Source organism: Bifidobacterium asteroides (assembly GCF_048001765.1).
Taxonomy (GTDB): domain Bacteria; phylum Actinomycetota; class Actinomycetes; order Actinomycetales; family Bifidobacteriaceae; genus Bombiscardovia; species Bombiscardovia asteroides_K.
On sequence record NZ_CP181447.1, the window covers coordinates 93,638 to 119,609 of the forward strand.

At 62.5% G+C, this 25,972-nt stretch carries 17 protein-coding genes; 6 read left to right on the plus strand and 11 right to left on the minus strand.

All coding sequences use genetic code 11. The annotated features are described in order from the left end of the window. Positions 1-178: 178 nt before the first annotated feature. The 8 genes from pknB to ACNAOV_RS00365 form a co-directional block, all read right to left on the minus strand. On the minus strand, positions 179-2,341 hold the full coding sequence (gene pknB, locus ACNAOV_RS00330; RefSeq protein ID WP_416517482.1) for a Stk1 family PASTA domain-containing Ser/Thr kinase: 2,163 nt from the start codon (positions 2,339-2,341) through the stop codon (positions 179-181). Further along, entirely contained in the window at positions 2,338-3,330 is a 993-nt protein-coding gene (locus tag ACNAOV_RS00335) for a serine/threonine-protein kinase (protein ID WP_045934838.1), read from the minus strand. Before ACNAOV_RS00335 ends, pknB begins: the two co-directional genes overlap by 4 nt. After that, positions 3,327-4,790, minus strand: a complete 1,464-nt coding sequence (locus ACNAOV_RS00340; RefSeq protein ID WP_416517483.1) for a peptidoglycan D,D-transpeptidase FtsI family protein — start codon at positions 4,788-4,790, stop codon at positions 3,327-3,329. Before ACNAOV_RS00340 ends, ACNAOV_RS00335 begins: the two co-directional genes overlap by 4 nt. Further along, positions 4,787-6,319, minus strand: a complete 1,533-nt coding sequence (locus ACNAOV_RS00345) for an FtsW/RodA/SpoVE family cell cycle protein (protein WP_416517484.1) — start codon at positions 6,317-6,319, stop codon at positions 4,787-4,789. The genes ACNAOV_RS00340 and ACNAOV_RS00345 overlap by 4 nt, the downstream gene beginning before the upstream one ends. A gap of 2 nt (positions 6,320-6,321) precedes the next feature. Further along, the gene (locus tag ACNAOV_RS00350; protein WP_416517485.1) at positions 6,322-7,890 is read right to left on the minus strand and encodes a BofC C-terminal domain-containing protein; all 1,569 of its coding nucleotides are present in this window, start codon (positions 7,888-7,890) and stop codon (positions 6,322-6,324) included. 6 nt (positions 7,891-7,896) lie between these two features. After that, on the minus strand, positions 7,897-8,412 hold the full coding sequence (locus ACNAOV_RS00355) for an FHA domain-containing protein FhaB/FipA (RefSeq protein ID WP_373564724.1): 516 nt from the start codon (positions 8,410-8,412) through the stop codon (positions 7,897-7,899). Positions 8,413-8,448: 36 nt separating this feature from the next. After that, positions 8,449-9,153, minus strand: coding sequence for an FhaA domain-containing protein (locus tag ACNAOV_RS00360; RefSeq protein WP_015021121.1), 705 nt, complete (start codon positions 9,151-9,153; stop codon positions 8,449-8,451). A 198-nt stretch (positions 9,154-9,351) separates the two neighbouring features. Continuing rightward, positions 9,352-10,242, minus strand: a complete 891-nt coding sequence (locus ACNAOV_RS00365) for an InlB B-repeat-containing protein (protein ID WP_416517486.1) — start codon at positions 10,240-10,242, stop codon at positions 9,352-9,354. A 338-nt stretch (positions 10,243-10,580) separates the two neighbouring features. Here ACNAOV_RS00365 and ACNAOV_RS00370 point away from each other — a divergent pair, with 338 nt between their 5' ends. The 5 genes from ACNAOV_RS00370 to ACNAOV_RS00390 all read left to right on the plus strand — a co-directional run bounded on the left by ACNAOV_RS00370 (position 10,581) and on the right by ACNAOV_RS00390 (position 20,723). Further along, positions 10,581-12,989 carry a prolyl oligopeptidase family serine peptidase gene (locus tag ACNAOV_RS00370; RefSeq protein ID WP_416517487.1) on the plus strand — a complete coding sequence of 803 codons (2,409 nt, stop codon included), beginning with the start codon at positions 10,581-10,583 and terminating at the stop codon, positions 12,987-12,989. A gap of 57 nt (positions 12,990-13,046) precedes the next feature. Then, entirely contained in the window at positions 13,047-14,354 is a 1,308-nt protein-coding gene (locus ACNAOV_RS00375; protein WP_416517488.1) for a chloride channel protein, read from the plus strand. Between the two features lie 277 nt (positions 14,355-14,631). Continuing rightward, positions 14,632-17,265: a YhgE/Pip family protein gene (locus ACNAOV_RS00380; protein WP_416517489.1), complete on the plus strand. Its 2,634-nt coding sequence runs from the start codon at positions 14,632-14,634 to the stop codon at positions 17,263-17,265. Further along, positions 17,265-19,595 (plus strand): YhgE/Pip family protein, encoded by a 2,331-nt coding sequence (locus ACNAOV_RS00385; protein ID WP_416517490.1) that lies wholly within the window; start codon positions 17,265-17,267, stop codon positions 19,593-19,595. The genes ACNAOV_RS00380 and ACNAOV_RS00385 overlap by 1 nt, the downstream gene beginning before the upstream one ends. Before the next feature lie 36 nt (positions 19,596-19,631). Then, a complete protein-coding gene (locus tag ACNAOV_RS00390) occupies positions 19,632-20,723 on the plus strand; it encodes an alpha/beta fold hydrolase (protein ID WP_416517491.1) in 1,092 nt (363 codons plus the stop codon). Here ACNAOV_RS00390 and ACNAOV_RS00395 read toward each other — a convergent pair whose 3' ends face one another. The 3 genes from ACNAOV_RS00395 to ACNAOV_RS00405 form a co-directional block, all read right to left on the minus strand. Further along, the gene (locus ACNAOV_RS00395; RefSeq protein ID WP_416517492.1) at positions 20,724-21,344 is read right to left on the minus strand and encodes a hypothetical protein; all 621 of its coding nucleotides are present in this window, start codon (positions 21,342-21,344) and stop codon (positions 20,724-20,726) included. Further along, complete coding sequence (locus ACNAOV_RS00400) at positions 21,337-22,605, minus strand: AAA family ATPase (protein WP_416518104.1); 1,269 nt, start codon at positions 22,603-22,605, stop codon at positions 21,337-21,339. The genes ACNAOV_RS00395 and ACNAOV_RS00400 overlap by 8 nt, the downstream gene beginning before the upstream one ends. A 63-nt stretch (positions 22,606-22,668) precedes the next feature. Then, on the minus strand, positions 22,669-25,521 hold the full coding sequence (locus tag ACNAOV_RS00405; protein ID WP_416517493.1) for a heavy metal translocating P-type ATPase: 2,853 nt from the start codon (positions 25,519-25,521) through the stop codon (positions 22,669-22,671). 119 nt (positions 25,522-25,640) lie between these two features. On the opposite strand from ACNAOV_RS00405, the gene ACNAOV_RS00410 reads away from it, so the two are divergent. Next, positions 25,641-25,922 (plus strand): metal-sensitive transcriptional regulator, encoded by a 282-nt coding sequence (locus ACNAOV_RS00410; RefSeq protein ID WP_110416674.1) that lies wholly within the window; start codon positions 25,641-25,643, stop codon positions 25,920-25,922. Positions 25,923-25,972 lie beyond the last annotated feature (50 nt).

Consider the following 25,972-nt stretch of genomic DNA (forward strand, 5'->3'; position numbering starts at 1 on the left):
GGTCGCTGGACCCTGACGTTTACCTTGGCCGAAGTCATGACCGGGATTTGTGGACGCGAAGTCGCGGTTCGTGGCCTAACCGCGTGGCCTGATAACCATTACTCCGTCCCAGACTGTATTCGCTCTGTCTAGAACGATATGGCCCGGCGGCAAGACTGTGGCCGCCGGGCCATAGGAGTCAGTTGGTGGAGCTGACGGTGGTCACCGTGATGGGGGTGTTGTCGTCCACCCTGCTGCCGGCTCCGGGGCTGACAGCGGTCACCTTGTCCGTGTCCTTGCCGACGGAAGTGATCCTGTCGGCGCTGACACCGCTGTTGGTCAATTTCTGCCGATAGCTGCCCAAGGTCTCGCCCTGGGAGAAGGGCGGAACGCTGATGGCTGTGGTCAGGGTGATGGTGTCCTTGGACTTGTCGAAGGAGGAACCTGATGCGGGATCCTGGCCGGTGACCACGGCGTTGTCATTGTTGGGGCCATTGACCGTTATGTTGACTCCCTGGCCCAGGTTGCGTTTGGCCTCGCCCAGGGTCATGCCCACGTAGTTGCCCAGCTGCATGCCGCTGCTGACGGTGACTGTGATCATGGCTCCCTGCTGGATGGAGGACCCAGCGGCCGGATCGGTGCTGATCACCATGTCCTTGGCCACGGTGTTGGAGGCCTGCTCGCGGATGGTGATGTTGAAGTGCAGACTCTGCAGGATATTGGTCGCGTCGTCCTTGGTCTTGCCAGACAGATCAGGCACCTTGGTCATGCCCGAGGAGATGTAGATCAGGATGCTGGTTCCCTTGGCCACGCTCTGGCCGGCGGCAGGATCCGTGCGGGTCACGTGGTCCTTGGGCACGTCCTGGCTGTCTTCCACGGAGGCGGCGGGGGAGACCTTGAATCCGGCCTTCTCCAGGGCGCTGCGGGCCTCCTGCTGGGTCATGCCCTTGACGTCGGGGATGGCCGTGTCCTTGGGTCCGGAGGAGAACCAGACGGTCACTGTGGAGCCCTTGGGAGCCATGCTTCCGCCCTTGGGGCTCTGCTTGGTGAAGGTCCCCTTGGGCTCGGCCGAGTCGTTGTCTTCCTTCTCCTGGTAGTGGAAGCCTGCGGCGGTGATCTTCTCACGGGCAAGGATTCGCGACATCTGTGCGTTGATGGTAGGCACCTCGGCCATCGGATGGCGGTTTCGGCCTAGGACGTTCCACGCGCCCAGTCCGGCGAGCACCAGGACCAAAGCCGCCACGATGGCGCCGATGATGATCTTCTTGCGTCGTTTGGACTTCTTCTGGGCCGCCTTGGTGGCCGTGCGCTCAGCTGTGGCGATGTCGGCGGCAGCTGCCGGGTTGAGCGGGTCCTGAACAGGGTTGAAGGCCTGGGTGGCGGCCGTCTCCTCTTCGGTCAGCGGCATGGTGGCTGTTTCTGTGCCCTGCTCGGCATCCTTGCGGGCCTTGACGTTGGCCAGGTCGGTCAGCGGGTTGAAGGCGGCGGCCACCGGGGTCCCGCCGTTCATGAAGGCCAGGATGTCGCTCTTGAAGGCAGCCGCCGTGGCGTACCTGTTCTGGCGGTCCTTGGCCATGGCCTTGGCGCAGATGGAATCCCACATCTTCGGCAGGCCGGGCACGATGGTGCTGGGCGGGGTTGCCACCTCGGTGACGTGCTGGTAGGCGATGGCCACGGCCGAATCCCCGTTGAAGGGCGGCCGTCCGGTCAGCATTTCGTAGAGGACGCAGCCGGCCGAGTAGAGGTCGGAGCGCATGTCCACGCTCTCGCCGCGGGCCTGCTCAGGGCTCAGGTACTGGGCGGTGCCCACCACGCCCTGGGACTGGGTCATCGTGGCGGCCGAATCGTCCATGGCCCGGGCAATGCCGAAGTCCATGACCTTGACGATGCCCTGTTCCGAGATCATGATGTTGCCGGGCTTGATGTCCCGGTGGATGACGCCCATGTGGTGGGAGTAGTCCAGGGCGCTCAGCATGCCCAGCATGACCTGCTCGCTGTCGCGTTGGCTCAGGGCCCCGTTCTCCTTGAGGATGGACCGCAGGGTCTGGCCCTTGACGTACTCCATGACCAGATAGGGCACCCGTTCATGGTTGCCCTGGTCGTCGGTCAGTATCTCCTCGCCCGAGTCGTAGATGGAGACGATGTTGGGATTGTTGAGCAGCGCGACCGAGTGGGCCTCCCGCCGGAACCGCGACAGGAAGACCTCGTCGTTGGCCAGATCGGACCGCATGATCTTGACCGCGACTGTCCTTCCCAGACGCGTGTCCACAGCCTTGTGGACCTCGGCCATGCCACCGCGTCCAATCAGCTGTCCCAGACGGTAGCGTCCGTCCGCTAGGGACGGCGGCAGTGTGATGCTCATAGGGTATCCCCTCCGTTCGTCGCTTCAAGGCCGCGCTGTGCGCTTCCTTCTCCATAGTGCCCCCAGAAGGGCCTGAAGATGTCTTTTGCCGCGTGTGGCCTGCTCACTATGCGTCGAGGCATGGGTGCGCGCGGGTCGATGACCTCCGTCTCGCCCAGCTGCTGGTCCAGCAGCCGCTGCTCGATCCTGGCCAGCGTGTGCGAGACCACCAGGGCATTTGCCGGGCGGTCTCGCGGGTCCTTGGCCAGCATGGACATGACGAAGTTCATGAGTTGGTTGTCCACCGAGTCGGGCAGTGGCGGCACAGGGTCGTTGACGTGTGCCGCGGCGATGTCCACCGGGGTGGCGCCGGTGAAGGGTCGGTGCCCACAGAGCCCCTCGTAGGCCACCACGCCCAGGGAATAAATGTCTGACTGGGGCGTGGCCTGGAGACCCTGGGCCTGTTCGGGCGAGATGTACTGGGCCGTGCCCACCACCATGCCGTCCTGGGTGATCTGCCCCTGGTTGGTGGAGTATGAGACGCCGAAATCCGTGATCTTGACCTCACCGGTGTCGGAGACCATGATGTTGGCCGGCTTGACGTCCCGGTGGATGACCCCGTGCGAGTGTGCCACGTAGAGCCCCCGGGCCGTCTGTATCAGGATGGGCAGCAGCTCGATGGGGTCCAGGGCACCCCGGTCCCGGTAGATGTCTGCCAGGGATTGGCTGGGGACGTACTCCATGATCAGGAAGCCGATGCCGTCGTGCTCGTAGTACTCGAAGAGGGCGGCGATGTTGGGGTGGGCCAGGTTGGCGGAATTGTGCGCCTCGGCCCGCAGCCGCAGCAGCTTGGACTCCTCGTTGGTCAGATCCTCGCGCAGGGCCTTGATGGCCACCACGCGGCCCAGTTCTATGTCGTAGCCCTTCCAGACTTCGCCCATGCCCCCCTGGGCCAGGCGGCGGTCCAGACGGTACCGTCGATGGATGAGCTGTCCTTGTATCAGTTTCACTTGGCAGCCTCCTGCATGACGCGTTTCATGATCGGCCCGGCGGCATCTATGCCGTAGGAGGAGATTCCATGCACCACAACGGCTACGGCTACCTTGGGTTTGTCGGCCGGAGCGAATCCTATCATCCACCCGTCATTTGCCGTATTGCCTGCACCGATCTGAGCCGTGCCGGACTTGGCGGCCACCTGCATGCCGGGGATGGCCAGATTCGGATAGCTCTTGGTGGTCACTGCCTCCATCATGGTGGTCAGGGCCTTGGCGGTGTCCGATGAGAAGGCCTGTGAGTAGACCGAGGGCGTTGTCTCGCTGATGACGCTCAGGTCGCTGGAGCGTACCCGGTCCACCAGGGTCGGCTGCATGAGCTTGCCGCCGTTGGCCACGGCAGCGGCCGTCATGGCAGCCTGTAGCGGTGTGGACAGGGTGTCCCCCTGGCCGATGGAGGCCAGGGCCAGCCGGTCCTGGGACTGGTCCTCGGGGAACTTGGAGGCCACGGCCTTCATGGGCCGTCCTGTGGAGTTGGTCCCGTCCAGGGTGATGGTGGAGCCGTAGCCGAACTTGCGGGCCTGTGCTGCCAGCGTCTTGTCGCCCAGGGCGACCCCCAGCTGGGAGAAGGCCGTGTTGGATGAGTAGGCCAGGGCGTTCTCCAGGCTGATCTTGCCATTGGACCCGTTGGCAGCTGAAGTGGAGTTGGTCAGATTGTAGTTGGTGCCGGGCAGGGTGTATGAGGCCCCGGCCGGCAGTTGGCTGTCGGGGTGATACTGGCCGGACTCCAGGGCGGCGGCGGCCACAACCACCTTGAAGGTGGACCCGGGCGGATACAGCTGCGAGGTGGCCCGGTTGAGCATGGGGTTGTCGGAACGGGAGGCCAGCTTCTGGTAGGCCTGGGAGGCGTCGCCGCTGTCGTGGGCGGTCAGGTCTTCGGGGTTGTAGCTCGGCGTGCTGACCATGGTCAGGATGCGGCCTGTAGAGGGCTCGATGGCCACCACCGAACCGGACAAGTTGCCCAGCATGGCGTAGGCGGCCTCCTGCATCCTGGGATTGATGGAGGTCTCGATGGAGGCGCCCTTGTTCTGGGTGCCGGTGAAGAGGGACTTGAGCCGGTCCATCCACAGGCTGTCCGATTGGCCGCTCAGCAGGCGGTCGCGCGAGGCCTCGATTCCCCGGTCCGCCGGGCTGGTGATGGAGTAGTAGCCGGTGATGGGCGAGTAGACGGCACCCTTGTGGTAGTGCCGCTGGTACTGGAAGGAGTCGTTGATGGGGTCGGACTGGGCCATGACGGCGCCGTCCGAGGTCAGGATGGCCCCTCTGGGTGCCGCATACTCGTGGTAGAGGGCACGCAGATTGCGGGGGTCCGAGTTAAGGCTGCCCGCCCGGATCACCATGATGATGGAGCTGGAAAGCCCCAGGATGACGAAGAGGACGATGACGGCATTGAAGAGTTGACGCAGGGCCTTGTTCACTGTCCACCTCCTCGTACATGGCGGACGGGGATGCGGCCGGTTGCTGGCAGGTCGGTCTCCTCATCCTGGTTGGTCGGCCCGGCCTGACGACCGTGGGATTCCTGGTCGTCGGAGCCTGAGTCGGAATCCGAGTCGTCCTGTCCGCTGCGCTTGCTGGTCTCCTGCTGACGCAGCACGGCCAGGGCCTCGTACTTGAAGGTGTCCGAGCTGACCTCCGGTGCTGGCTTGTTGGCCGCGTTGGAGATGATGATGAGCAGGACGGCCAGGATGCAGTTGGCCACCAGGCTGGAGCCGCCCGCCGCCATGTAGGGCATGGTCAGGCCGGTCAGGGGGATGACCAGGGTGATGCCGCCCACCACGGTGAAGACCTGGAAGGCCATGGTGAAGACCAGACCGGAGGCCAGGAGCTTGCCGAAACCGTCCTTGATCTTCATGGCCGTGATCATACCCGAGGCCACGATGACCAGGTAGAGGGCCAGAACCACCAGCAGACCGCTCAGCCCCAGCTCCTCACCCACCGACGTGTAGATGAAGTCGGAGTTGGCCAGGGGGGTGATCCAGGGGCGTCCCTGGCCCAGGCCGGTGCCTGTCAGCCCGCCGGCGGCCAGGCCGAAGATGCCGCGCACCAGCTGGCCGGACCCGCCGAAGGCCTTGCCGAACTCAGCGTCGCTGAAGGGGTGCAGCCAGGCGTCCACACGGGCGCCCACATGGGCGAAGATCATGGATGCGGCCACGGCTCCGATGACGAAGAAGACCGAACCTATGGCGATCCAGCTGGTGCGGCCGGTGGCCACATAGAGCATGGAGACGAACATGGCGAAGTACATCAGCGAGGTGCCCAGATCGTGCTGGATGACCAGGACGGCCAGCGAAATAAGCCAGACGATGATAATGGGGCCAAAGTCCTTGATCCGGGGCATCCGCATGCCCAGGAACTTCTTGCCGCCCACGGCCAGCTGGTCCCGGTGGTCGAACAGATAGGCGGCGAAGAAGAAGGCGAGGAAGAGCTTGGCGAATTCGCCGGGCTGCAGGGTGTGCGACCCCACGCCTATCCAGATGCGGGCGCCGCCGATTTCGCGGCCGATGCCGGGCAGCATGGGCGACAGGAGCAGGACCAGACCCACCACCATGCTCACATAGGAGAAGCGGCGCAGCAGCCTGTAGTCCCGGAGCAGCACCACCAGCAGCCCACACAGGACCAGGGCCAGACACAGCCAGATCAGCTGGGTGAAGCCCACCCGTGTGGGCTGGCCGATCCGGGCGTTGCGCAGATCTATGCGGGTGATCAGGGTGATGCCCAGGGAACTCAGGATGACGATGCTGGGCAGGATGGCCTGGCTGCCATAGGGCTGGAAAATCTCCAACAGGACCCAGAGGGCGATGAAGAGGGCGGCGGTGACTACCAGCAGGGCGGCGTAATCCCCGGGGAAGCGGCCCGCCGCACGGGCGAACATCTGGAAGAAGCCGATGAATCCCACCAGCAGGGAGAAGAGCAGAAGGCCTATGCGGCGCAGACGGGTGATGATCATGACTATTGCCGCCCGCTCTGGTCGGTTTCCGACGGTGAGGGCGAGGCTGAGGGAGAAGTCGATGCCTGGTCGGACTCGTCCTTGGCCTCCTTGGCTTGCTCGCGTTTGAGGTCGCCGGCCTCCTTGCGGATCAGACGGGCATGCTCCTTGGCGTCGTCCATGCTGGAGACGGTGATGCCCTCTTCCAACTGGTCACGCCAAGACTGGGGCAGTCCCTTGACGGCGATGTCCGTGGTCTGCACCGGGTGGGACAGCGAGAGGGCGAAGGCCTTGGTGGGCACGCCCTGGTAGATGGCCACTCGGCCCTGGTCCGTGCCCAGGTAGTACTGTTCCTGGCTCCAGTGGTAGGCAGCCGCCGTGCCTCCGGCCAGGGCAAGGATCACCAGGGTGATGATGCCGGCCAGGATCAGCCGAATCCGCCGGTGCCGTGAGCGCTGGCGCTTGCGCTGCTCCAGGTGCTCCTTGTGGATGGCGTCGGCCACGTCCGGGTCGTAGGGGTCGGCTGAGTCCGAGCCGTCCTTCTTGTGAACGATGGGGATCTCGCTGGTGTCGGGCACATGCCGTTCGCCGCTCTCCTCGCGGGCAGCCGAGGGTTGGGCGGTGCGGCCTTCGTCATCCTCGTCCTCCTGTTTGCCGGCATTCCGGTCCTGTGTTAGGTCGGCGGCCCGCTTGGCGGGGGACTCCCGGGACTCGTCGCGCAGGCGCGGTGCGGCCGCTACGGGCTCATCCAGGATGTCGGCCAGGGCCTCCAGGTTGGAGCTGGCTGCCCCGCCGACCAGAGGGGTCTGATGGGGCAGGTCGAATGCATCGGCGTCCAGGGCCAGCGTGGCATCGGCGATGACCACGGTTACGTTGTCGGTGCTGCCGGCCTTCAGGGCGAAGGTGACCAGTTGCTGGGCGCACTCCGCCTGGTCCGAGACCGAGGACAGCACCTCGGCGATGGTCGAGTCCTCAAGAACGCCGCAGAGGCCGTCCGAGCAGATCATCCAACGGTCTGCGGGCAGGGCCTTGGAGATGGAGATGTCCGGGCGGGGGTCGATGTCGAAGTCCCCCAGGACCCGCATGACCACGTTGCGCTGAGGGTGGTTGCGGGCTTCGGCCGGGGAGATGCGGCCGGTGTCGATCAGATGCTGCACGTAGGAGTGGTCCTGGGTCATCCGGATCAGCTTGCCCTCCCGCAGCAGGTAGGCCCGGGAGTCGCCGATATGGGCCAGCACCCAGGAGTCGTCGGCCAGAGCCAGGGCCGTGACCGTGGTGCCCATGCCCGACAGGCGGTGTTCTCGCTTGGCTTTGCCCACGATGGCGTCGTGGGCCGCAATGACCGAGGTCTCCATCATCCGGGCCAGGGACTGCACGTCCTGCTCCCGGTCGTCGCGTTCGATGTGGGCCAGGGATCGGATGGCTATGGTCGAGGCCGTATCCCCGCCTGCGTGGCCGCCCATGCCGTCGCACATGGCCACAAGGCGCTCACCGGCGAAGGCGGAATCCTGGTTGTTGCTGCGCACGTACCCCACGTCTGAAACCGCCGTGGAATAGAGGAACAGCTTTTGGCTCGCATCGTTCCTGGTCATGGGCGGCTACCTCAACTCGAAGGTGGTGGCTCCGATGCGCACGGGAACCTCCGCCGGTAGGATTGTCGGCGCCGTGATTTTCTGTCCCGAGACGACGGTGCCGTTGGTGGACCCCAGATCCTCGATGGCCCATCGGCCCGATGCGGGATCCTGATAGACCCGCGCATGATGGCCGGAGACGAACTCGTCGTCCAGCACCAGGGTGTTCGAGGAGGAGCGGCCCAGGGTGATGGGTCGTCCGGACAGCGGCGTGGAGGAGCCGGCCAGAGGTCCGTCGATGACCACCAGCAGGGAGGGTTCATCGCTTGCAGGCTCTGTTTTGCTGACCGGGGCGATAGGTACGGATCTGGCGGCCGCCGGCAGCTTGCGCTGGGCTGCGCGTTCACTGCGTCGGCGGGTATGAGAAGTCTTGGGGCTGAAGGTTTCGATGTCTTTGCGGAGTGAACGGATGGCCAGCCATACGAATACCCATAACAGAGCCAGGAATCCGTATTTGAGGATGGCGAATGTCAGTTCAGTCAGCATAATGATTCGACCTTACTTCAAGGTCTGGGCGACTTACGAATCCTGTTCCTGCGACGATGCCCAGTAAAGGATGCGGGTACGGCCGATGGTGATGGTATTGCCGTCCAGCAGGGTGGCTGCGGGTACCTGATGCCCCTCTACATAGGTGCCGTTGGTGGACCCCAGATCGCGGGCTACCACGCCCTTGTCGGTGATTTCGATCTGCAGGTGTCGGCGGGAGATGCCTGCGTCGTCGATGACGATGTCGCAGGAGGATCCACGGCCGATGGTGGTGATGGGGGCGGTCAGCAGGTACTGGCGGCCGTTGATCTCCAACACCGGGCAGTCCTTGGACTCTTCGGGTGTGGTGACGGGTGCCGCGTTGCCCTGGACCGACTCGGCAGACAGGTGGAAGTCGCCCTTGTTCAGGTTGAGGTCCTCCTCGAAGATGACCACGACCGGGCCGACGAAGGCATAGTGCTGGCTCTCGGCGTACTTGGTCAGGTTGTCTGCCAGCTCGTTGGCCAGAGCCTCCGAGCCCCACTGCTCGATGCGGTCGAAGTCTGGGGTGGATAGTCTGAATCGATACTCGTTGGGCGCCACGGTGCGGTCGCGACCGACGGGCATGGCCTGTGAGTCTATCTCACGCTCGAGGGCGCTCGACAGGTCGACGGGCTGTAGGTCCTTGGAGCCGAACTTCGAGAAGACACCGTTAACGGCGCCTTCCACGCTCTTCTCGAAACGATCGAGAACGCTCATAGTCATCCCTTTCCATATAACCCTTTCATAGTACGTGACCCTGCCGGAAGGGGGTAATGGGCGGTCGGATGCTTGCAATTTCTTCAATGAACAGGTTCGAACGACCGCGACTGCCGGGTATGGATAAGGCCCCATGGCCACAATGGACCAGGGGCCTTTGAACTTCAATCATCATAGGTCAGGCCGAAGCCTGCGGACTCACAGAGCCAGCTTGCGACGCAGACCCAGGGTGATGCCGGCAGCCAGGCAGAGGCCAGCGGCGATGGCCAGAGGAGCCGTGGCGTCGGCGCCGGTCTTGGCCAGATTGTTGTTGTTCTTGTTGTTCTTGGCGTCCTTCTTAGCCGGATCCTTGGCTGGATCCTTGGCTGGAGCCTTGTTGTTGTCCTTGGCAGGCTGCTTGGTGTTGTTGTCAACCGGAGCGGTCTGACCAGGCTTGTTAGGCTCGTTGGGAGTGGTCACCTTGGTGTACTTGGCCATGAAAGTAGTGTCTGCGTTGTAGGTGCCACCGGGGACGTAACGGGACCCGCCATTTTCGTTAAACCAACCGTCGAAGGTGTAACCATCGAAGTTGTGAACCGTGGGTTCCTCAGATAGCTTTCCCTCACTATTGGTTTGCATCACGTCCGCGGTGGATTCTTCGATATCTTCCGGATTCATAGTGACGAAAGTGATGTTGTAAGTGATGGGGTTTATCTGGGCGAAGTTAGGATAGAGATCCTCGTCTTGGGTGAAAACATAGGTGTTGAAGTCGATTTTTTGTGAATTTGGGTCATCAGCTGGGCCACCAGATCCATTGATAGACCAGCCATCAGCTTTCGTATTCTGATCGGGCACTATAGGCTCTGGAATCGTGCTGGGATCCAGCTTGCCGTTGGTGTCGGTGTTCAGAGTGGTTGTCTTCTCCTGCCCCTTATCCCCCCGAGGACCATAGGGGTCGTGGAATGTGATTGTGTAAGGAGCGGCCTTGGTCTGGACATTCTTGCTCTCCACAGCCTGGGCCACGGTGGGCAGCAGTGCTAAGCCGCCTGCCAGGGTGGCGCCGGCAGCGAGTACTGCGCATGCGCGTTTGAAACGAACCATGATATTCATTGGTTACCTCTATTTTCTCTATTGTCGGTTGCTCCCCAGATACGTTCATGGGGTGTCCTGCCTTGACACCCCTACCCCTGGGAAACAGGCATCATCGACCAATCTTTGGCGACAACACGCTACAATTCTAGCGCACGGAATGGTCATCGGCTGGTCGTAGTCCGGGAATATGCCTTATCGGCGATAAAAATTTCTCATGTAGAACGATTGACGCTTGCTGATAATCGGGCAGCGCATCGCAGTTGAGTTATTCGAATTCCCCTTTGGCATCTGGGCGCTTATCATCGTGGCAGACGCATGGTCATGGGGATCATGTCAGAGATATTCGAGGAGCGAGCATGGCCGAAGAGGTGGATCGGGCGATGGAGGCATATCCGCGGGCCAAGGCCCGGACCCTGCGGTTTACGTTGGGTGCGCCACGGTCGGCCCTGGCGGTGGGGGACGGTTCGCGGGCCGTATTCCTGCGCTCCGACGGACCTGAAGACCTGGTGACCGGGCTCTGGCTGTCTGTCTTTGACCAGGAAGGCCGCCACCATGAGGTGCTCCTGGCTGACCCAAGGGCCCTGCTGGAGGATGCGGACCAGGAACAGGTGCCAGCTGCCGAGTTGGCCCGCAGGGAGCGCTCGCGAGAGGGCGGCGAGGGCATTGTCGATTACAGCGTGGATGATGCCGGGGATCGCGTGGTCTTTGCCTTGGGCGGTCGGCTCTGGCTCTCGCTGATAGCCCCTGATGGTCTCACCGCCTCTACACGGGCCCTGAGCTTGGAAGACAGCGATTCGGCTGTGCTCAATCCTGCCATCAGCCCGGACGGCAGCATGGTGGCCTATACCACTGGCGACCGCCTGATGGTGGTCACCATTGGGCAGGATGCCGGGCAGGATCGAGAAAGGGCTGTCCTGGCCCTGCGCCCAGGCATCGATGATCGGATGCGGCTGGGGCTGGCCGAGTTCGTGGCCGGCGAGGAGATGGACCGCTACCAGGGGTTCTGGTGGTCGCCGGATTCCAAGGCACTGCTGGTCGAGCACACTGATTCCTCCGATGAGCCGATCTGGTACATCAGCGATCCGGCCAATCCCCAGGTCGGGCCGCGCGCCCGGCGGTATCCCCAGGCTCTGACCGCCAACGCCCGCGTCGGACTGAGCCTGGTCCTCCTGGGCCAGGATAATGCCGACCCCTGGGTGGGTGAGGTGGACTGGGACCATCAGGCCTTCGAGTACCTGGCTGTGGTCCGCTGGCAGGACGGGCATCGGCCCCTGCTGCTGGTTCAGAACCGCCGCCAGACCGAGGACAGGATCCTGGATGTGCAGGTGCCGGATACCCGTCAGGGCTTGGAGCCGGGACAGAATATGACCCTGCTTGATCCCGAGGTGGCGCCCAAGGTGGCCACCAGGGTGCTGCAGGAGCATGGCAACGACCAGTGGATCGACCTGGTGCCCGGGTTGCCGGCCTACCGGCCCCAGGGTGGGTTGGTGGACGCCTTCATCGATACTGAAGCCGACACCACGCGGCTACGTTTGGACGGGAGGGTATTCTCCCCGGCTGGCTGCCAGATTCGGCAGGTGCTGTCCGTGGGGGACCGCGATGTGCTGGCGGTAGTCTCCACCGACCCCCGCAGCTTCGACCTGATGCGTCTGAGCTATGACGGCTCCATCCATGTGCTCAACCGTCTGCCTGGAGTGTGGTCCGCCTCGCGAGCCGGCCATGGCATCGTGGTCAGCGGCCGGACCATGGCTTCGGCGCAGGGACAGGTGCGCCACTGCTACCTGGGGGCTGACGGGGATCTGGACCGCCTGGGCGCTGAAGGTCTGGGCCTGGTGGGCGAAGCCCGCCCCGACAGCAACGCTAGACAAACTGGCGAATCTGTGCGGCCGGAGCATCAGGATCGCCCTGATCGCCGGGCCGTGGATGCTGGTCATATCAATAGCCAGGGGGCTATGAGTGCCGTCCTGGCTGACACCAGCAGCGATCCCGGGTTCACTCCCAACGTGGACTTCGTGCGCATGGGCCAGCATGAGCTGTTCGCAGCCATTGTCAGGCCGTCAGAATCCAGCCCCTACGCCAGCGCCGACAGCCTGCCCGTCCTGCTCAAGCCCTACGGCGGACCTGGTGCCCAGCAGGTGGTCTTCAACCAGTCCTACTACTGGGAGTCCCAGTGGTGGGCGGATCAGGGCTTCCTGGTCCTGACCGCCGACGGCCGGGGTACGCCGGGTCGTGGTCCTGCCTGGGATCGGGCCATCTTCGAGGACATGGCCCAGGTGACTCTGGATGACCAGCTTGAGGCTCTGGAGGCCCTGCCGGACTTCGCTCCCGAGGCCGACCTGGGACATGTGGCCATGATCGGCTGGTCCTATGGCGGCTTCCTTTCGGCCCTGTCGGTTCTGCGGGCTCCCGACCGGATACATGCGGCCTGCGCGGGCGCCCCGCCCACGGACTGGACTCTTTACGACACTCATTACACCGAGCGCTATCTAGGTCTGGACCCGGCCGTCTACCGCCGCAACGGGATCATTGATGACGCCCCCTCGCTGCGCCGCCCGCTGATGCTGATCCACGGGTTTGCGGACGACAACGTCTCCGTGGCCAACACCCTGAGGCTCTCCGGCGCTCTGATGGCGGCTGGCCGTCCCCATACGGTCCTGCCGCTGACCGGCATCACCCACATGACCAATGACGAGACCGTGGCCGAGAACCTGCTTATTCTGCAGCGGGACTTCCTGCGGGAGGCCCTCAAGAACAAGACGGACTGACGGAAAGGCTGTTTAGGCTGACGCTCTGCTGGCGGTTGCTTCCGCTAGATTGGGGTTGTGCATATCCAACGAAAGCCTGACCAGGCTCCAGGGTCCAGTCGCGGATTCCAGCTTCCTCGCAGCTGGGGCCTGGCGGTCTCGGTGCTCTGCCTGGGCCTGCTGGTGGGACTTTCCTCGGGCCTGTTGGCAAGGTTCTTTGAGCTGACCCAGGTCGGCATGTTGGGTTTCGCTGAGACTCCAGGGACTCCCACGGCTGAGGCGGTGCCGCCGATCAGGAGGCTGGCCTCGGTGACCGTTGCCGGTCTGGTGGCTGGTCTGGTCTGGGCCTGGCTGCGGACGAGGACCAGGCTGGTTCCCTCGGTAGGCCAGGCCGTCAAGGGTACCTCTATGCCCCCGGTGCGGACCGTGGTCCATGTGCTCACCCAGATCTTCTTTGTGGCTGCCGGGGGCTCCATCGGCAGGGAGGTGGCCCCGCGCGAGGCCGGGGCCCTTCTGGGCGGTCTCTGGGCCAGGATGGGCCGACGACTTGGGCTGCGTGATCAGGACGGTCCGCTGCTGGTCGCCTCGGCTGCTGGTGCGGGTTTCGCCGGCATCTACATCGCGCCTCTGACTGGGGCCTTTTTCGGCATTGAGGTGCTGCTGCGGCGGGTGGATGCCGAAGTGGTGACGGTCAATCTGGCCATGTCGGCTCTGGCTACCCTGGTCGGCGGCTCCATCAAGGGGTTTGGTCCTTACTATAAGGTCGGCTCCGAGCCCTTCCGTCCCTGGCTTATGGCAGTGGTCCTCTTGATCGGACCGGTCATGGGACTGTTGGGGGTCGGATTCCGGCGGATGACCTCATGGGCAGAGGCCCATAGGACCAACGGTCCTGCGGCTATCTGGCAGCTGACGGGGGTGGCCCTGCTGACCGGTCTGGTCGCTCTGGCCGTTCCCCAGGTCATGGGCAACGGCCGGGCCCTGGCCCAGATGGGCATGGATCAGCGGCTGCCTGTCGGGTTCTCAGGGCTCCAGCTCGCTCAGTCTCTTGCTCTTTTGGCCCTCTTTGCGCTGGCCAAGGCTCTGCTGACCACAGCCACCATCCGTGCCGGGGCCTTCGGTGGTACCCTGACGCCGTCCATAGCCCTGGGATCCGCCATGGGCGCTGTTTTGGGCCTGATGCTGGCTTGCCTTGTGCCAGGCCTGCCTGTTTGGCAGTGTGCCGTGATTGGCGCCGCCTCCCTGCTGGCCGCCTCCCAGCAGGCTCCGCTCATGGCTATGGCCATGTTGATGGAGGTCTGCCATCTGCCGGTCATGGCCTTCATGCCCATGGGCCTGGCTGTGGCCCTGTCGATGGCGGTCTCGCGTCTATTCGTGGCCAGATCATAAATAGCTGTCGGGAGCCCTTGTCGCCCCGCCGGTCTGGCCTTGCGTGATGCCGATAGATTCCGTCCTTACTCATATACGATGAAACCAGTATCGGGCACATGCCTGCCCTATTGCCTCCAGCCTTGAGCGGGCATTCACAATCAGCTGACCGGTCTGGGCCAGTAAGGAAGGGTGGTTATACTCGGGCCGGACGTAAGTCCCGGGAGGATGCAGCCAATCCGAGTGGAGCAGGCCAGTGCCGTGATCCCCCGGACAGACAAGAAGGAGGTGCCTGGCGGTGAAGACCGTGTTGGCCATCTTCAGGCGAGATCTCTGGCGGATACTGCGCAATCCCGTGGCCTTGGTTGTGACCATCGGCGTGGCCGTGCTGCCCTCACTCTATGCCTGGTTCAACATCATGGCCCTCTGGGATCCCTACAGCAATGTCAAGAACCTCCCTGTGGCGGTTGTCAGCATGGATCGAGGGGCGCAATCCGCGGAAACCGGCAGGATCAACGCCGGTAGATCAGTCATTCAGGAGCTGCGCGGCAACAAAAGCCTGGGTTGGAAGTTCATGGATGATGACCAGAGGGCCATCGACGAGGTCCACTCGGGCCAGTGCTATGCGGCCATCATCATCCCTGAACGGTTCAGCGCCGACCTGGTGGGCATCGTCGAGGGAACCGGGAACAGGCCTGCTCTGAACTATTACGTCAATGAGAAGAAGAACGCCATCGCCCCCAAGGTGACCGACACCGGCGCATCCACCATCGACCAGGAGATCAACACGGTCTTCGTCTCGGCCGTCAGTGATGCCCTGGCCGGGAAGGTCCTGCAGACCGCTGGCGATGCCCAGGGTGCGGCCGAGCAGAGCCGCAGCCAGGTGGTGGGCGACCTGGGGGACATCATCGGCCAGCTGGATCGGACGGACGGCCAGCTTGAGCGAATCGGTTCCACTATGGGTCAGGCTCGTCAGACCGTAGCCGGTTCCAAAGATGACATCAAGAACCTGCAGAGTCAGATATCGGCCACCCAGGCCACCCTGAGCAAGGCCCAGGACCACATGACCAGGGCCCGCGATGACAGTCTTCGTTTCTCCTCTGCCCTGAACCAGGCCCTGGCGGACGGGTCGGTACGACTGTCCAGTGCGGTCACTGATGTGAATACGGTGGCAGGCGGAATCACCGCCGATCTGAACGCCACCCAGGACAAGGTGGACCGGGTCAATTCCGGCCTGGGTCAGTTGGTCGATGCCAACGGGAAGGCCGTGGACCGGCTCCAGTCTGGTCTGGACCAGTCCGGGCTGCATCCCGGGGATCCGGCCTATGAGAGCATCCAGCGGCAGATCGACGATCTGAAAAAGACCAACCAGCAGCAGAAAGCATCCTTGGATGCCTTCAAGAAGAACTCCTCGACGGCCCTGAATTCGGGCAAGCAGGCCGCATCAGACCTGAGCTCGGCCATGACCGACACCGGCGACACAGGCATCAAGGCCCTGACTGCGGCCAGCCAAAGCCTGACGGGGACCACCATGCCCAACCTCCTTACCGGGCTGGATAAACTCAACGCCTCCAACGGCTCGCTCCAGGGCGCCCTGAACAGCCTGGCCACCACGGCCGCCCAGACTGATGCCCTGCTGGACCAGCTGGATTCCACCATCAGCCAGGCCCAGTCGACCCTGTCCACCACCAGGGCCTCCCTGGCCTCGGTCAGGTCCGACCTGGAGGGGGTTCGCACCGATGTGGCGGCCCTGGGGTCCTCGGCCGCCTGGAACCGGATGTCCCAGACCCTGGGGTTGAGCCCGGAATCCTTCGGGAAGGCCATGTCCTCGCCGGTGGAGCTGGCCTCGCACACGGTCTACCCGGTCAGCAACTACGGGTCATCCGTGGCGCCCTTCTATACCAATCTGGCCCTCTGGGTGGGCGGGTTCATTTTGATAGCCATCTACAAGCTGGAGGTCGACAAGGAGGGCATCCGCAAGTGCACCGCCACCCAGGCCTACCTGGGCCGCTGGCTTCTGCTGGTCTTCGTCGGCTTCTTCCAGGCGCTGATCGCTACAGTGGGCGACCTGATGCTGGGCATCCAATGCCATCAGCCGGCCCTGTTCGTCCTGGCCGGAGTCTTCGCCTCCTTCGTCTACATCAACATCATCTATGCCCTGGCCGCCTCATTCAGGCACATCGGCAAGGCCCTGGCCGTGGTCCTGGTCATCCTGCAGATACCTGGCTCCTCGGGCATGTATCCCATCGAGATGATGCCCGACTTCTTCCGCAATCTGAACCCTTGGCTGCCCTTCACCTACGGAATCAATGCCATGCGCGAGACCATCGGAGGCATGTACGGCAACCACTATTGGCAGGACATGCTCCACATCTTCTGGTACCTGCCGGCGGCCCTCTTGATCGGACTGGTGGTGCGGCGGTACCTGCTCAACCTGAATGCCCTCTTCGACCGTCGGCTGGGCGCCACCGACCTAATGCTGACCGAGCAGAACCATTCTGCTGACCGTCGTCTGAGCTTGGGCAGCCTGGCCCGTTCCATCCTGGGCGAGGGCGACTACCGTGCCGTCATAAGGCGGCGGGCGCATCGCTTCCTGACTCTCTATCCAACGCTGATCCGGGCTGGTCTGGTCCTGGTTCTGTTGCCGGTGCTCTTCCTTATCCTGCTGTTCAGCACCGAGGCCAAGATCGTCATGCTGATCGCCTGCATCGCCTCCATCGTCCTGATAGACGCCTACCTGATTATCGTCGAGTATATCTGCGACAGCTATGTACAGCAGCTGGGTCTGACCGAGCGTCCCGGCTTGGACTTCCACACCCTGATTCGCCCGCGAAGGCAGGGTCCCTCGGCCGTGACCAGGCTGACCACGGTCGTGCGCGAATCAGTCATGAACCACGATGAGGAAGACGCTCACGAGGACGGTGACCGCTGATGAGGAACATTTGGAGGATCCTGCACAAGGACCTGGCCGATGCCACCAGCAACGTCATCGCCATCATCGTCCTGATGGGCCTGATCATCGTCCCGGCCCTCTATGCCTGGTTCAACATCGCCGCCAGCTGGGACCCCTATAAGAACACCAAGGCCATCAAGGTGGCCGTGGCCAACACCGACAAGGGGTACAAGTCCGACCTGATCCCGGTCAGGATCAACGTGGGGGAGACGGTCACCAGCACCCTGCGGGCCAACGACCAGCTGGACTGGAGGTTCGTCAACCGCGACCAGGCCCTGGATGGGGTGCGCTCAGGCGAGTACTACGCTGCCATTGTCATCCCCAAGGATTTCAGCGCGGACATGATGACCCTCTTCTCGCAGGATGTGAAGCACGCCAACCTTGAGTACTACCTGAACGAAAAAAAGAACGCCATTGCACCCCATGTCACCGAGCAGGGGGCCGACACTGTGGCCACGACCATTGACAAGACCTTCGTCAAGACCGTGGGGCAGGTTGGGATCGACCTGGCCAGCCAGGTTTTCACATACTCCCAGAGCCCCCAGGTCCAGGATTATCTGACCAGGACGACCGGCCACATCGACCAGATGTCGCAGCGGCTGACCACTGCCTCCAGCCAGGTGAATGCCTATGCGGGCCTTCTGGAATCCTCCGGGAAGATGATCGACTCCACTGGCCGGATTCTGGGCCGGTCCGACTCCGCCATGGCCGATGCCAGGAAGGCCCTGAACCAGGGAACCAAGGGGTCCAAGGATCTGGGCAAGTCCCTCTCCGGATCGGCCCAGGCGGTCGACGCCGCCCTTGGCCAGGCCTCGGGCGCCTATGACACTATCGGCTCCAAGATCGACGATGCCTTCGACAAGGTGGGCCAGCAGAGCGATGCAGTCAGTAGCCAGCTGAACGATCTGAGCCAACGGATCAGAGACTCGGCAGCCGACTATGACGGGATGATCGCCAGCCTGGAAAATCTGCGCAGCACTGTGGAATCCGATGCCAATCTGACAGCGGAAGAACGCCAGGCCCTGCTGACCGCCATCGATCAGGCCCAGGCCGGAATGCGCGCAGCCCAGGCGGCCCAGCGCGACCTGGCCGACCGGATCAGCCAGGCCTCCCAGACGGCCAAGGAGGGCAAAGACAAGCTGGGCGGTCAGCGACAGGAGCTGAAGAACAGGATTGCCCAGGCCCGCGCCTCGGTGGACCAGGTCCGCACCCAGTACCGCAATGACCTGAAGCCCCGCTTGGACGGCTTGGCCTCTTCTATGGATACCGTGGTCACTTCGACCGACCGGCTGCTGACGGGTCTGGATGGAACCGTCAAGGGCGCTTCCGGGCTGACAGGCCCCATGACCAATGACATCAGCCAGGCCAAGGACCAGCTGGGGGAGATCTCCCAGCGCCTGGACCAGGCCTCCAAGCGGTTGACTGACCTGGGAGGACACCTGACCCAGGCTTCGCAGGGCAAGAATATGCAGGAGGCCAAAACCCTGCTGAGCGGGGATTCCGAAACCCTGGCTGCGCTTCTGTCCTCGCCGGTCGGCATCCATCGGCATGCGGTCTTCCCCGTAATGAACTACGGGTCGGCCATGACCCCCTTCTACACCATCCTCTCCATCTGGGTGGGTGCCACCATTCTGGCTGCCATGATGAAGGTGGCCCTGTCCGACAAGAAAAAGGCCTTCGTTCTGCACCTGGACTCCCTGCAGGATGCCTGGAAGAGGGCCGACGACCTGGATGAGGATTCCGAGGGCCGCCGCTCCTGGGGAGCCTTCCGCCCGGAGTCGCCAGGCAACGCCCGCCGCTTTGGCCTTCAGCTCTACCAGGAGTACTTTGGCAGATTCGCTGTCTTCGCCCTGATGGCCATCCTCCAGGGCTGCCTGATTGCCCTGGGAGACCTCTTCTACCTGAAAGTACAGTGCGTCCATCCGCTGATGTTCGTGTTGGTGGCGGTCTTCGCCTCCTTCGTCTTCATGAACCTGATCTACACCCTGGTCGTCTCCTTCGGGGACATCGGCAAGGCCATCGCCGTCATCCTCCTGGTCATGCAGGTGGCCGGCTCGGGCGGCACCTTCCCCATGGAGACCCTGCCCGGCTTCTTCCAGGGGGTCTATCCCTTCCTGCCCTTCGTTCACGCCATCGGGGCCATGCAGTCGGCCGTTGCCGGAGCCTACGGCATGGAGTTCTGGCGGGAGATGGCAACCTTGGCCCTCTTCCTGGTACCCTCGTTGCTGCTGGGGCTGGTTCTGCGCAAGCCTGTCATCCGCTTCAATGACTGGATTGTCAGAAACCTGGAGAGCACCCGGCTCATGTAGGGCCGAGTCTGATAGCAGGTGGTATAGGGTGAGAGCATGAGCGTCCAACTGGTTGAGGAGCGCCGCTACGACTGGATCATGAAGGAGCGCGTCCTTCCTGACCTGGCCTCCTGTCGCAGTGAGGGATGGATGATCTCCCATGATGGCGGCGAGGATGGGGGAACCGTGTTGGACAAGGCCCATCTCAGCGGTGTGGACCCCTCCCGCCTGCTGCATTACGTCTGCTATGACAGGACGCTTTTCCGCCAGGGCGCGGTGGAGTCAGGATCGGCTCGTGTGCGTGGGGCCGTGATCATCTCTTTCGGTTTTTCGGAATTCGCCGACAAGTATCAGGAGATGGCCTGGTACTTCCTGATGCAGGGGTACTCCGTCTGCATTCCCGAGCATTGGGGGCATGGTTTCTCTGGTCGTGGTGTGAACGATCCCAGCCTGATTTGGGTGGATCATTGGCATCGGTATGTGGCGGATCTGGCCGCCTTCTGCTCCCAGGTGGGCCAGCAGTATGCACAGGACAAGCCCATGGTGCTCTACGCCCACTCCATGGGTGGCGGTGTGGCTGCGCGGATGCTGGAAACCTTCCCCTCCCTTATTGACAAGGCGGTCCTGTCATCGCCCATGATCGCACCGCGGACCGGATTTATGCCCTCGGTGGCCTGGACTGCAGCCAATGCAGCCTGCATGATGGGCCGCTCGCGCAGCATGGTCCCGGGATTCGGACCATTCCGTCCCGAATTGGACATGGGCAAGTACCCCAATGGCAGCCAGGCGCGGGTGGCCTGGACCCATAAGTTGCGGGCCAAGGAGCTGCACTACCAGACCAGTGCCGCCACCTTCGGCTGGGTAAGGGAGAGCCTGGAGATGAGCCGGGCCATACTGCGTCCCGACCGGTGCAGTCGAGTGGAGACGCCCATACTGCTTTTCCAGGCTCAGCCCGACCGGTTTGTGCTGCCGATGCCCCAGAACCGTTTTGTCGACCAGGTTCAGCAGGGCGGCTGTCAGGCCACGTTGGTCCGCATTCCTAACAGTATGCATGAGCTCTACCAGATGCCCGACAAGGTTCTGAAGCCTTACTTGGAGCGCATCTTCGACTTTTTCGACCAGCCCTGGCAACTCGCTGACGACCGCTGATCAGATGTTGAGCAGATCGGCCAGCAGAAAGTCATCGCCCTGCTTTTTTGCCGAGGTTATTTCCCTGTACAGTTCTAAAGCTCTGACTAGCGTATCCGCATCATCCCAGTATTGGTTTAGAAAGGGATATTTCTTGACATTACGGAAGTTGTAGTCGTCCTTGCCCAGCTCCTCCTTGCAGAAGAGACTGGGCTTCAGCTTGCTGTTCTTTGCGCCGCGATGGTGCGACTTCCAACTATTGTACTCGTCCAGCTTGTCCTCGCGGCAGACGATCAGCATTTCGATCTCGGGATGCGTGGTGACGTTGATGGTCCGGGCATGTTCAGCGTAAGGCTGGCGCAGCAAGGTGCGGTGGCCCAGTTGGTCTTGTATGCAAAGGATGGTCACGTCTCGTCCGTAGTCCTGGGTCAGGAAGTCCCGAGCCAGGTTCTCGCCGCTTCTGTCGCGGGTTGACCAGGCATCGTCGCTGTAGGGGTCGGTGATGATGCGATCCTGATCGATGAAGGTCAGGTGCTTGGTGACCAGTTTGTCGACAATGACCTGCTCGGCCACGCCTTCGCATGAGAAGAGAACCGCATCGTCCCCGATGGCCCTTGCAAGCTCCTCGCGCCTACTATGCATGATGTTCTTGCCCGGCTACCTGGCCAGCTACGTATTGTCGCATGGCTTTGAGTTCGGCTGCCTTGGGAGCGGTGCCTCCGATGTAGTTGGACAGGAAGACCTCGCTGTGTTTGAGTTCGCCGCGCCTGACCGCCTCTGAGTAGTTGATTGCCTGAATGCCCTTGCGTTTGTCTTCGCCACGTCTGAGGAAGTAAATATTGTCCTTGCGCTGAATCAAGTCGAGCAGTTCAGCGTAGTGGGTGGTGAACACCAGGGTGGCACCATGAGGATTGCTGGTCGTAGACATGAAGAGGTTGATGATCATGCGCACCAGCTCCTTGTTGATGCTGTTCTCGATTTCGTCGATCAGCAGATAGCCGCCGGTGCGCAGGACCCGGATGGCTGCTTTGACGATTCGGGATCCGCGGACAGTGCCCAGGGAGAGCAGTCCGGCCGTGTCCATGTTGGACATGACCACTTCTTGAGAGGTGCCGGCAAATCTCAGATGGGCGCGGTGTTCCTGGTCGATGTGGAAGTAGTCGATGCTGTCATCGAAGACGTGCAGCACGGGATCGGCGATGGTGTCGGCCGGAACGATGGGAAAGTAGGTTTCTGGTCCGATGCGGGCGATGACCTGAGCGCACGCCGTCCTGGTGTAAGGCAGAACGATGCTGGAGTGAGGTGAGAGGTAGTCGAAAGCCTCTTTTGTCAGATAGGCATCCGTGGTTGCATCGTCTGGAGATTGAGTTGCCAGCCGCCGAACCTTGATTAGCTTTGAGCGTTGTTGGAAAGCATCTGTATTGCGAAGCACAGACTTGGGCAGAGGCTTGTTTGGATAGCGCCAAAGCTGTTCCTGAGAAAACTTATAGGTGCTATCTGCTAGCGGGTCCGTACTTTCATCGGTGTTGTCATTTCGGACTGCATCCAGCTGTGACTTGAGCAGATAGAAGTGCTGCTTGGACTCAAAGATCAAAGAGATTTGCAGGCTGGGCCCGAAGGCGCTGAGGGACCTGACGGAGGACAGCATAGGGCTGGCATCCCTGCTCAGGATGCTGACAGCTAGAGCCAGGGCGTTGAGTGCTGTGGTTTTGCCAGATGCATTGATGCCTGTAAGACACAGCACGTTCTGCGCGTAAATGTGACTGCCTGGACTGTTCTCCAGATAAGTCAGTCCATTGCCAGGGGTTTTCGAGCGGACCTGGTCGCGGGCGTAAAGATCCAGGGCCAGGGTCTGGTTTTCAAAGGGTTCAAGGCCCTCGACGACCATTCTGAGCAGACGCATGATAGTCACCAATATTCCTGTAGACATAAAAAGTGTCTACAGGAATATGATACGCCTGCAATTTTACTTGTTGAGCACCTTCTGAGGATCGGCGTCGAAGGTATCGACGCAGTTCTGCGAGCAGAAGTAGTAGGTCTTGCCCTGGTAGTCGCGCTTGGCTGCGGCTGTGTTGGGGTCGATGGTCATGCCACAGACCGGGTCGGTGACCTTGCCCGTTGTTGCCTGATCCTGCTGCATGCCGTCATGATGATGGAAGAGTCCCATCTCGTTTCCTTTCTCTTGGTTGTGTTCTTGGTGGGTGGAAATACTGAGGTCCCTGGTCAGGGCATCCATGTCGATTGGCCTGGCCTCCTTGATTGGCCTGGCCTTCAGGGGCGTGTGCCGCAGCCGGTTGGCATTGAGCACCACAGACAGGGAGGAGAAGGCCATGGCTGCGCCGGCGATCATGGGGTTGAGCAGGAGGCCGATGAAGGGGTAGAGCACGCCGGCGGCGATGGGGATGCCCAGGCCGTTGTACCCGAAGGCGAACCAGAGGTTCTGGTGAATGTTGCGCATGGTCGCAGCAGAGAGGTCGATGGCCTTGACGGCCGCGTTCAGGTCGCCCGAGACCAGGGTCACGTCGGCGGACTCGATGGCCACGTCCGTTCCGGTGCCGATGGCCATGCCCAGGTCGGCCTGGGCCAGGGCTGGGGCGTCGTTGATGCCGTCGCCGATCATGGCCACCTTGTGCCCCTGGGTCTGAAGGGCCTTGACGATGCTCGCCTTGTCCTCGGGATGGATCTGTGCCACCACCCGGGTGACTCCCACCTGGCTGCCGACCTGCTCGGCGGTGCCCTGGTTGTCACCGGTCAGCATGATGGTCTGGATGCCGCGCTCGTTCATGTCGTGGATGGCCTGCTTGGACCCGGACTTGACCTGGTCGGTCACGGCCAGGACACCAGCAAGCCTGTCGTCGATGGCTACGAAGATAGTCGTGCGGCCCTGATCCTCCCAGTTGCGGACGGTGTCGAAGAGGGATTGCGCGCCTGCCTGGTCCACCGTTTCATTCTCCAGTTCGATTCCCTTGCCCTCGAGCAGTCTGCGGTTGCCGACAAGGACATGCGAAGTGCCCTTGCTTCCTTCGAAAGATCCGGAGGGGAAGGTCGCATCGATGCCGGCGCCGGTGACCGAGTCGAAGTCTTTGGCCGGGACCAGCTCCAGGTTGCGGTCCTTGGAGGCCTGGACGATGGCCTGGGCCAGGGGGTGTTCGGAATTGTTCTCGGCGCTCGCGGCCGCTCTTATCAGCAGGTCCTCATCCATTCCCTGCACGCTCAGGGCATCGGCTAGTTCAGGCCGGCCCTGAGTGATGGTGCCGGTCTTGTCAAGGACGATGGTGTCGACGTCATGTGCTCCCTGTAGGGCCTCCGCCGACCGGTAGAGTACGCCGGCACGGGCGCCGCGTCCGGTGCCGATTGTCACGGACAGGGGGGTGGCCAGGCCCAAAGCGCAGGGGCAGGCGATGACCAGGACGGAGACCGCCGCCACGATTCCATATACGCCGCGGGGCATGGGGCCGAACACCCACCAGGCTACGAAGGTCCAAAGCGCTACCAGGATGACTCCGGGGATGAAGATTGACGATATCCGGTCGGCCAGCTTCTGGATGGGTGCTTTGGATGTCTGGGCCGTCTTGACCAGCCGGATGATCTGGGCCAGAACCGTGTCCTGCCCTACCTGGGTGGCCCTGTAGCGCAGGGAGCCTGTGCCGTTGACGGTGGCTCCAACCAGGGAATCGCCCTTCTGTTTGAGGACGGGTATAGGCTCGCCGGTCACCATGGATTCGTCCACTGAGGATGAACCGGAGATGACCTGGCCGTCCACCGGCAACTTCTCGCCTGGATGGACCTGAATCACGTCTCCAACAGCCACATCGTCGACAGCGATTTCCTGGGTGGTCTCCCTGCCGTCCTGGCCGGTCCTCACCACGGTGGCAGTCTTGGGCCTCAGTCCGATAAGGGCACGGATGGCATCGCCGGTGCCGCGCCGGGCCCGTGCCTCCAGGATCTGGCCGAGGATCATCAGGGTGATGATGGTGCCCACGGCTTCGTAGTAGGGTTCACGGCTTCCCTCAGGCAGGAGCTGCGGGGCCACGGTGACCACCAGTGAGTACAGGAAGGCCGTGGCCGTGCCCAGGGCAACCAGGGAGTTCATCTCCGGTGCCCGGTGTGCCAAAGCCAGCCATCCGGTGCGGTGGATGGGCCAGCCAGAGTAGAACATCACCGGCAGGATCAGGACCAGCTGGACCCAGGGGTTCATCAGAATGTGGGGCATGTGAAGGAACATGCCGAACATGGCCGGAATGAAGACAGGGAGCGTGAAGACCAGGGCTACGATGAATCGCCTGGTCAGGTCGCGAATTTCCGCCGTGCGCTCCTGATCGGCCTCGTCCTGGTCGCTGCCACCATTGGTCTGGGCGGGCTTGGCGGGTTTGTTCTGTTGTGGATGCTCGTCTTGCAACTGGCTGCTTTGTGCTTGCTCGGATTGTACCTCGGCACTGTCGGTCGTGGGTCCATCAGTGGCCCGGAGCATCCCGTGGAGCATGTTCATCCCGCAGGCGAAAGGATAGTCACCGGCCTTGGGCGGGGTCAGCTGGACGGTCGAGGTCTGAAAGGCGGGCAGGGTCTTGTCGATGTTGAAGTCGTTGAAGACCACGTGTGAGGAGCATTCCCCGCTTTCCTGGCGATCGAAGACCAACTTGACCGGCCGCCCGGCCTGAACCTGGATCAGCTGGGGGCTGTATCCGCCCTTGACCGTGATATGGACGGTCTGGACGCCGTTCTCATCCTTGGCCTGTGCGGCCTTTCTGGGTGCGAAGAAGTACCAGATGATGCCCGCGGTGATAGCCAGGGCTGCAATAAGGACCAGGATGTTGCTCATGTGGCTCACTATACCCCCCAGGGGTATACTGATAGTGAATTTCGATGTGGGTTTCATGAATCCGGGTTGGTCCCGGCTCTGCCATGAAGGCCATGGAATGAATAGGAATGGAGTAAACCTTGCCTGGATATGCCAACGACAAAAAGCGGACCATCACCAGACTCCGGCGTGTCGAGGGCCAGGTCAGGGCCATTGAGCAGATGGTCGAGTCAGACACCTACTGCATCGACATCCTCACTCAGATCGCCGCCTCGACCAGCGCCCTGAAGTCCGTGGCTCTGACCCTGCTGGACGACCACATGAACCACTGCGTCCGCGAAGCTGCCGAAAAGGGGGGCGAGGAGGCCGACGAGAAGATGGAGGAAGCCTCCGAGGCCATCGCTCGCTTGGTTCGTTCCTAGCCCCCCCCCCCCGCAGCCAGGCCTAATCCGCCCGGGAATAGCAGTCCATA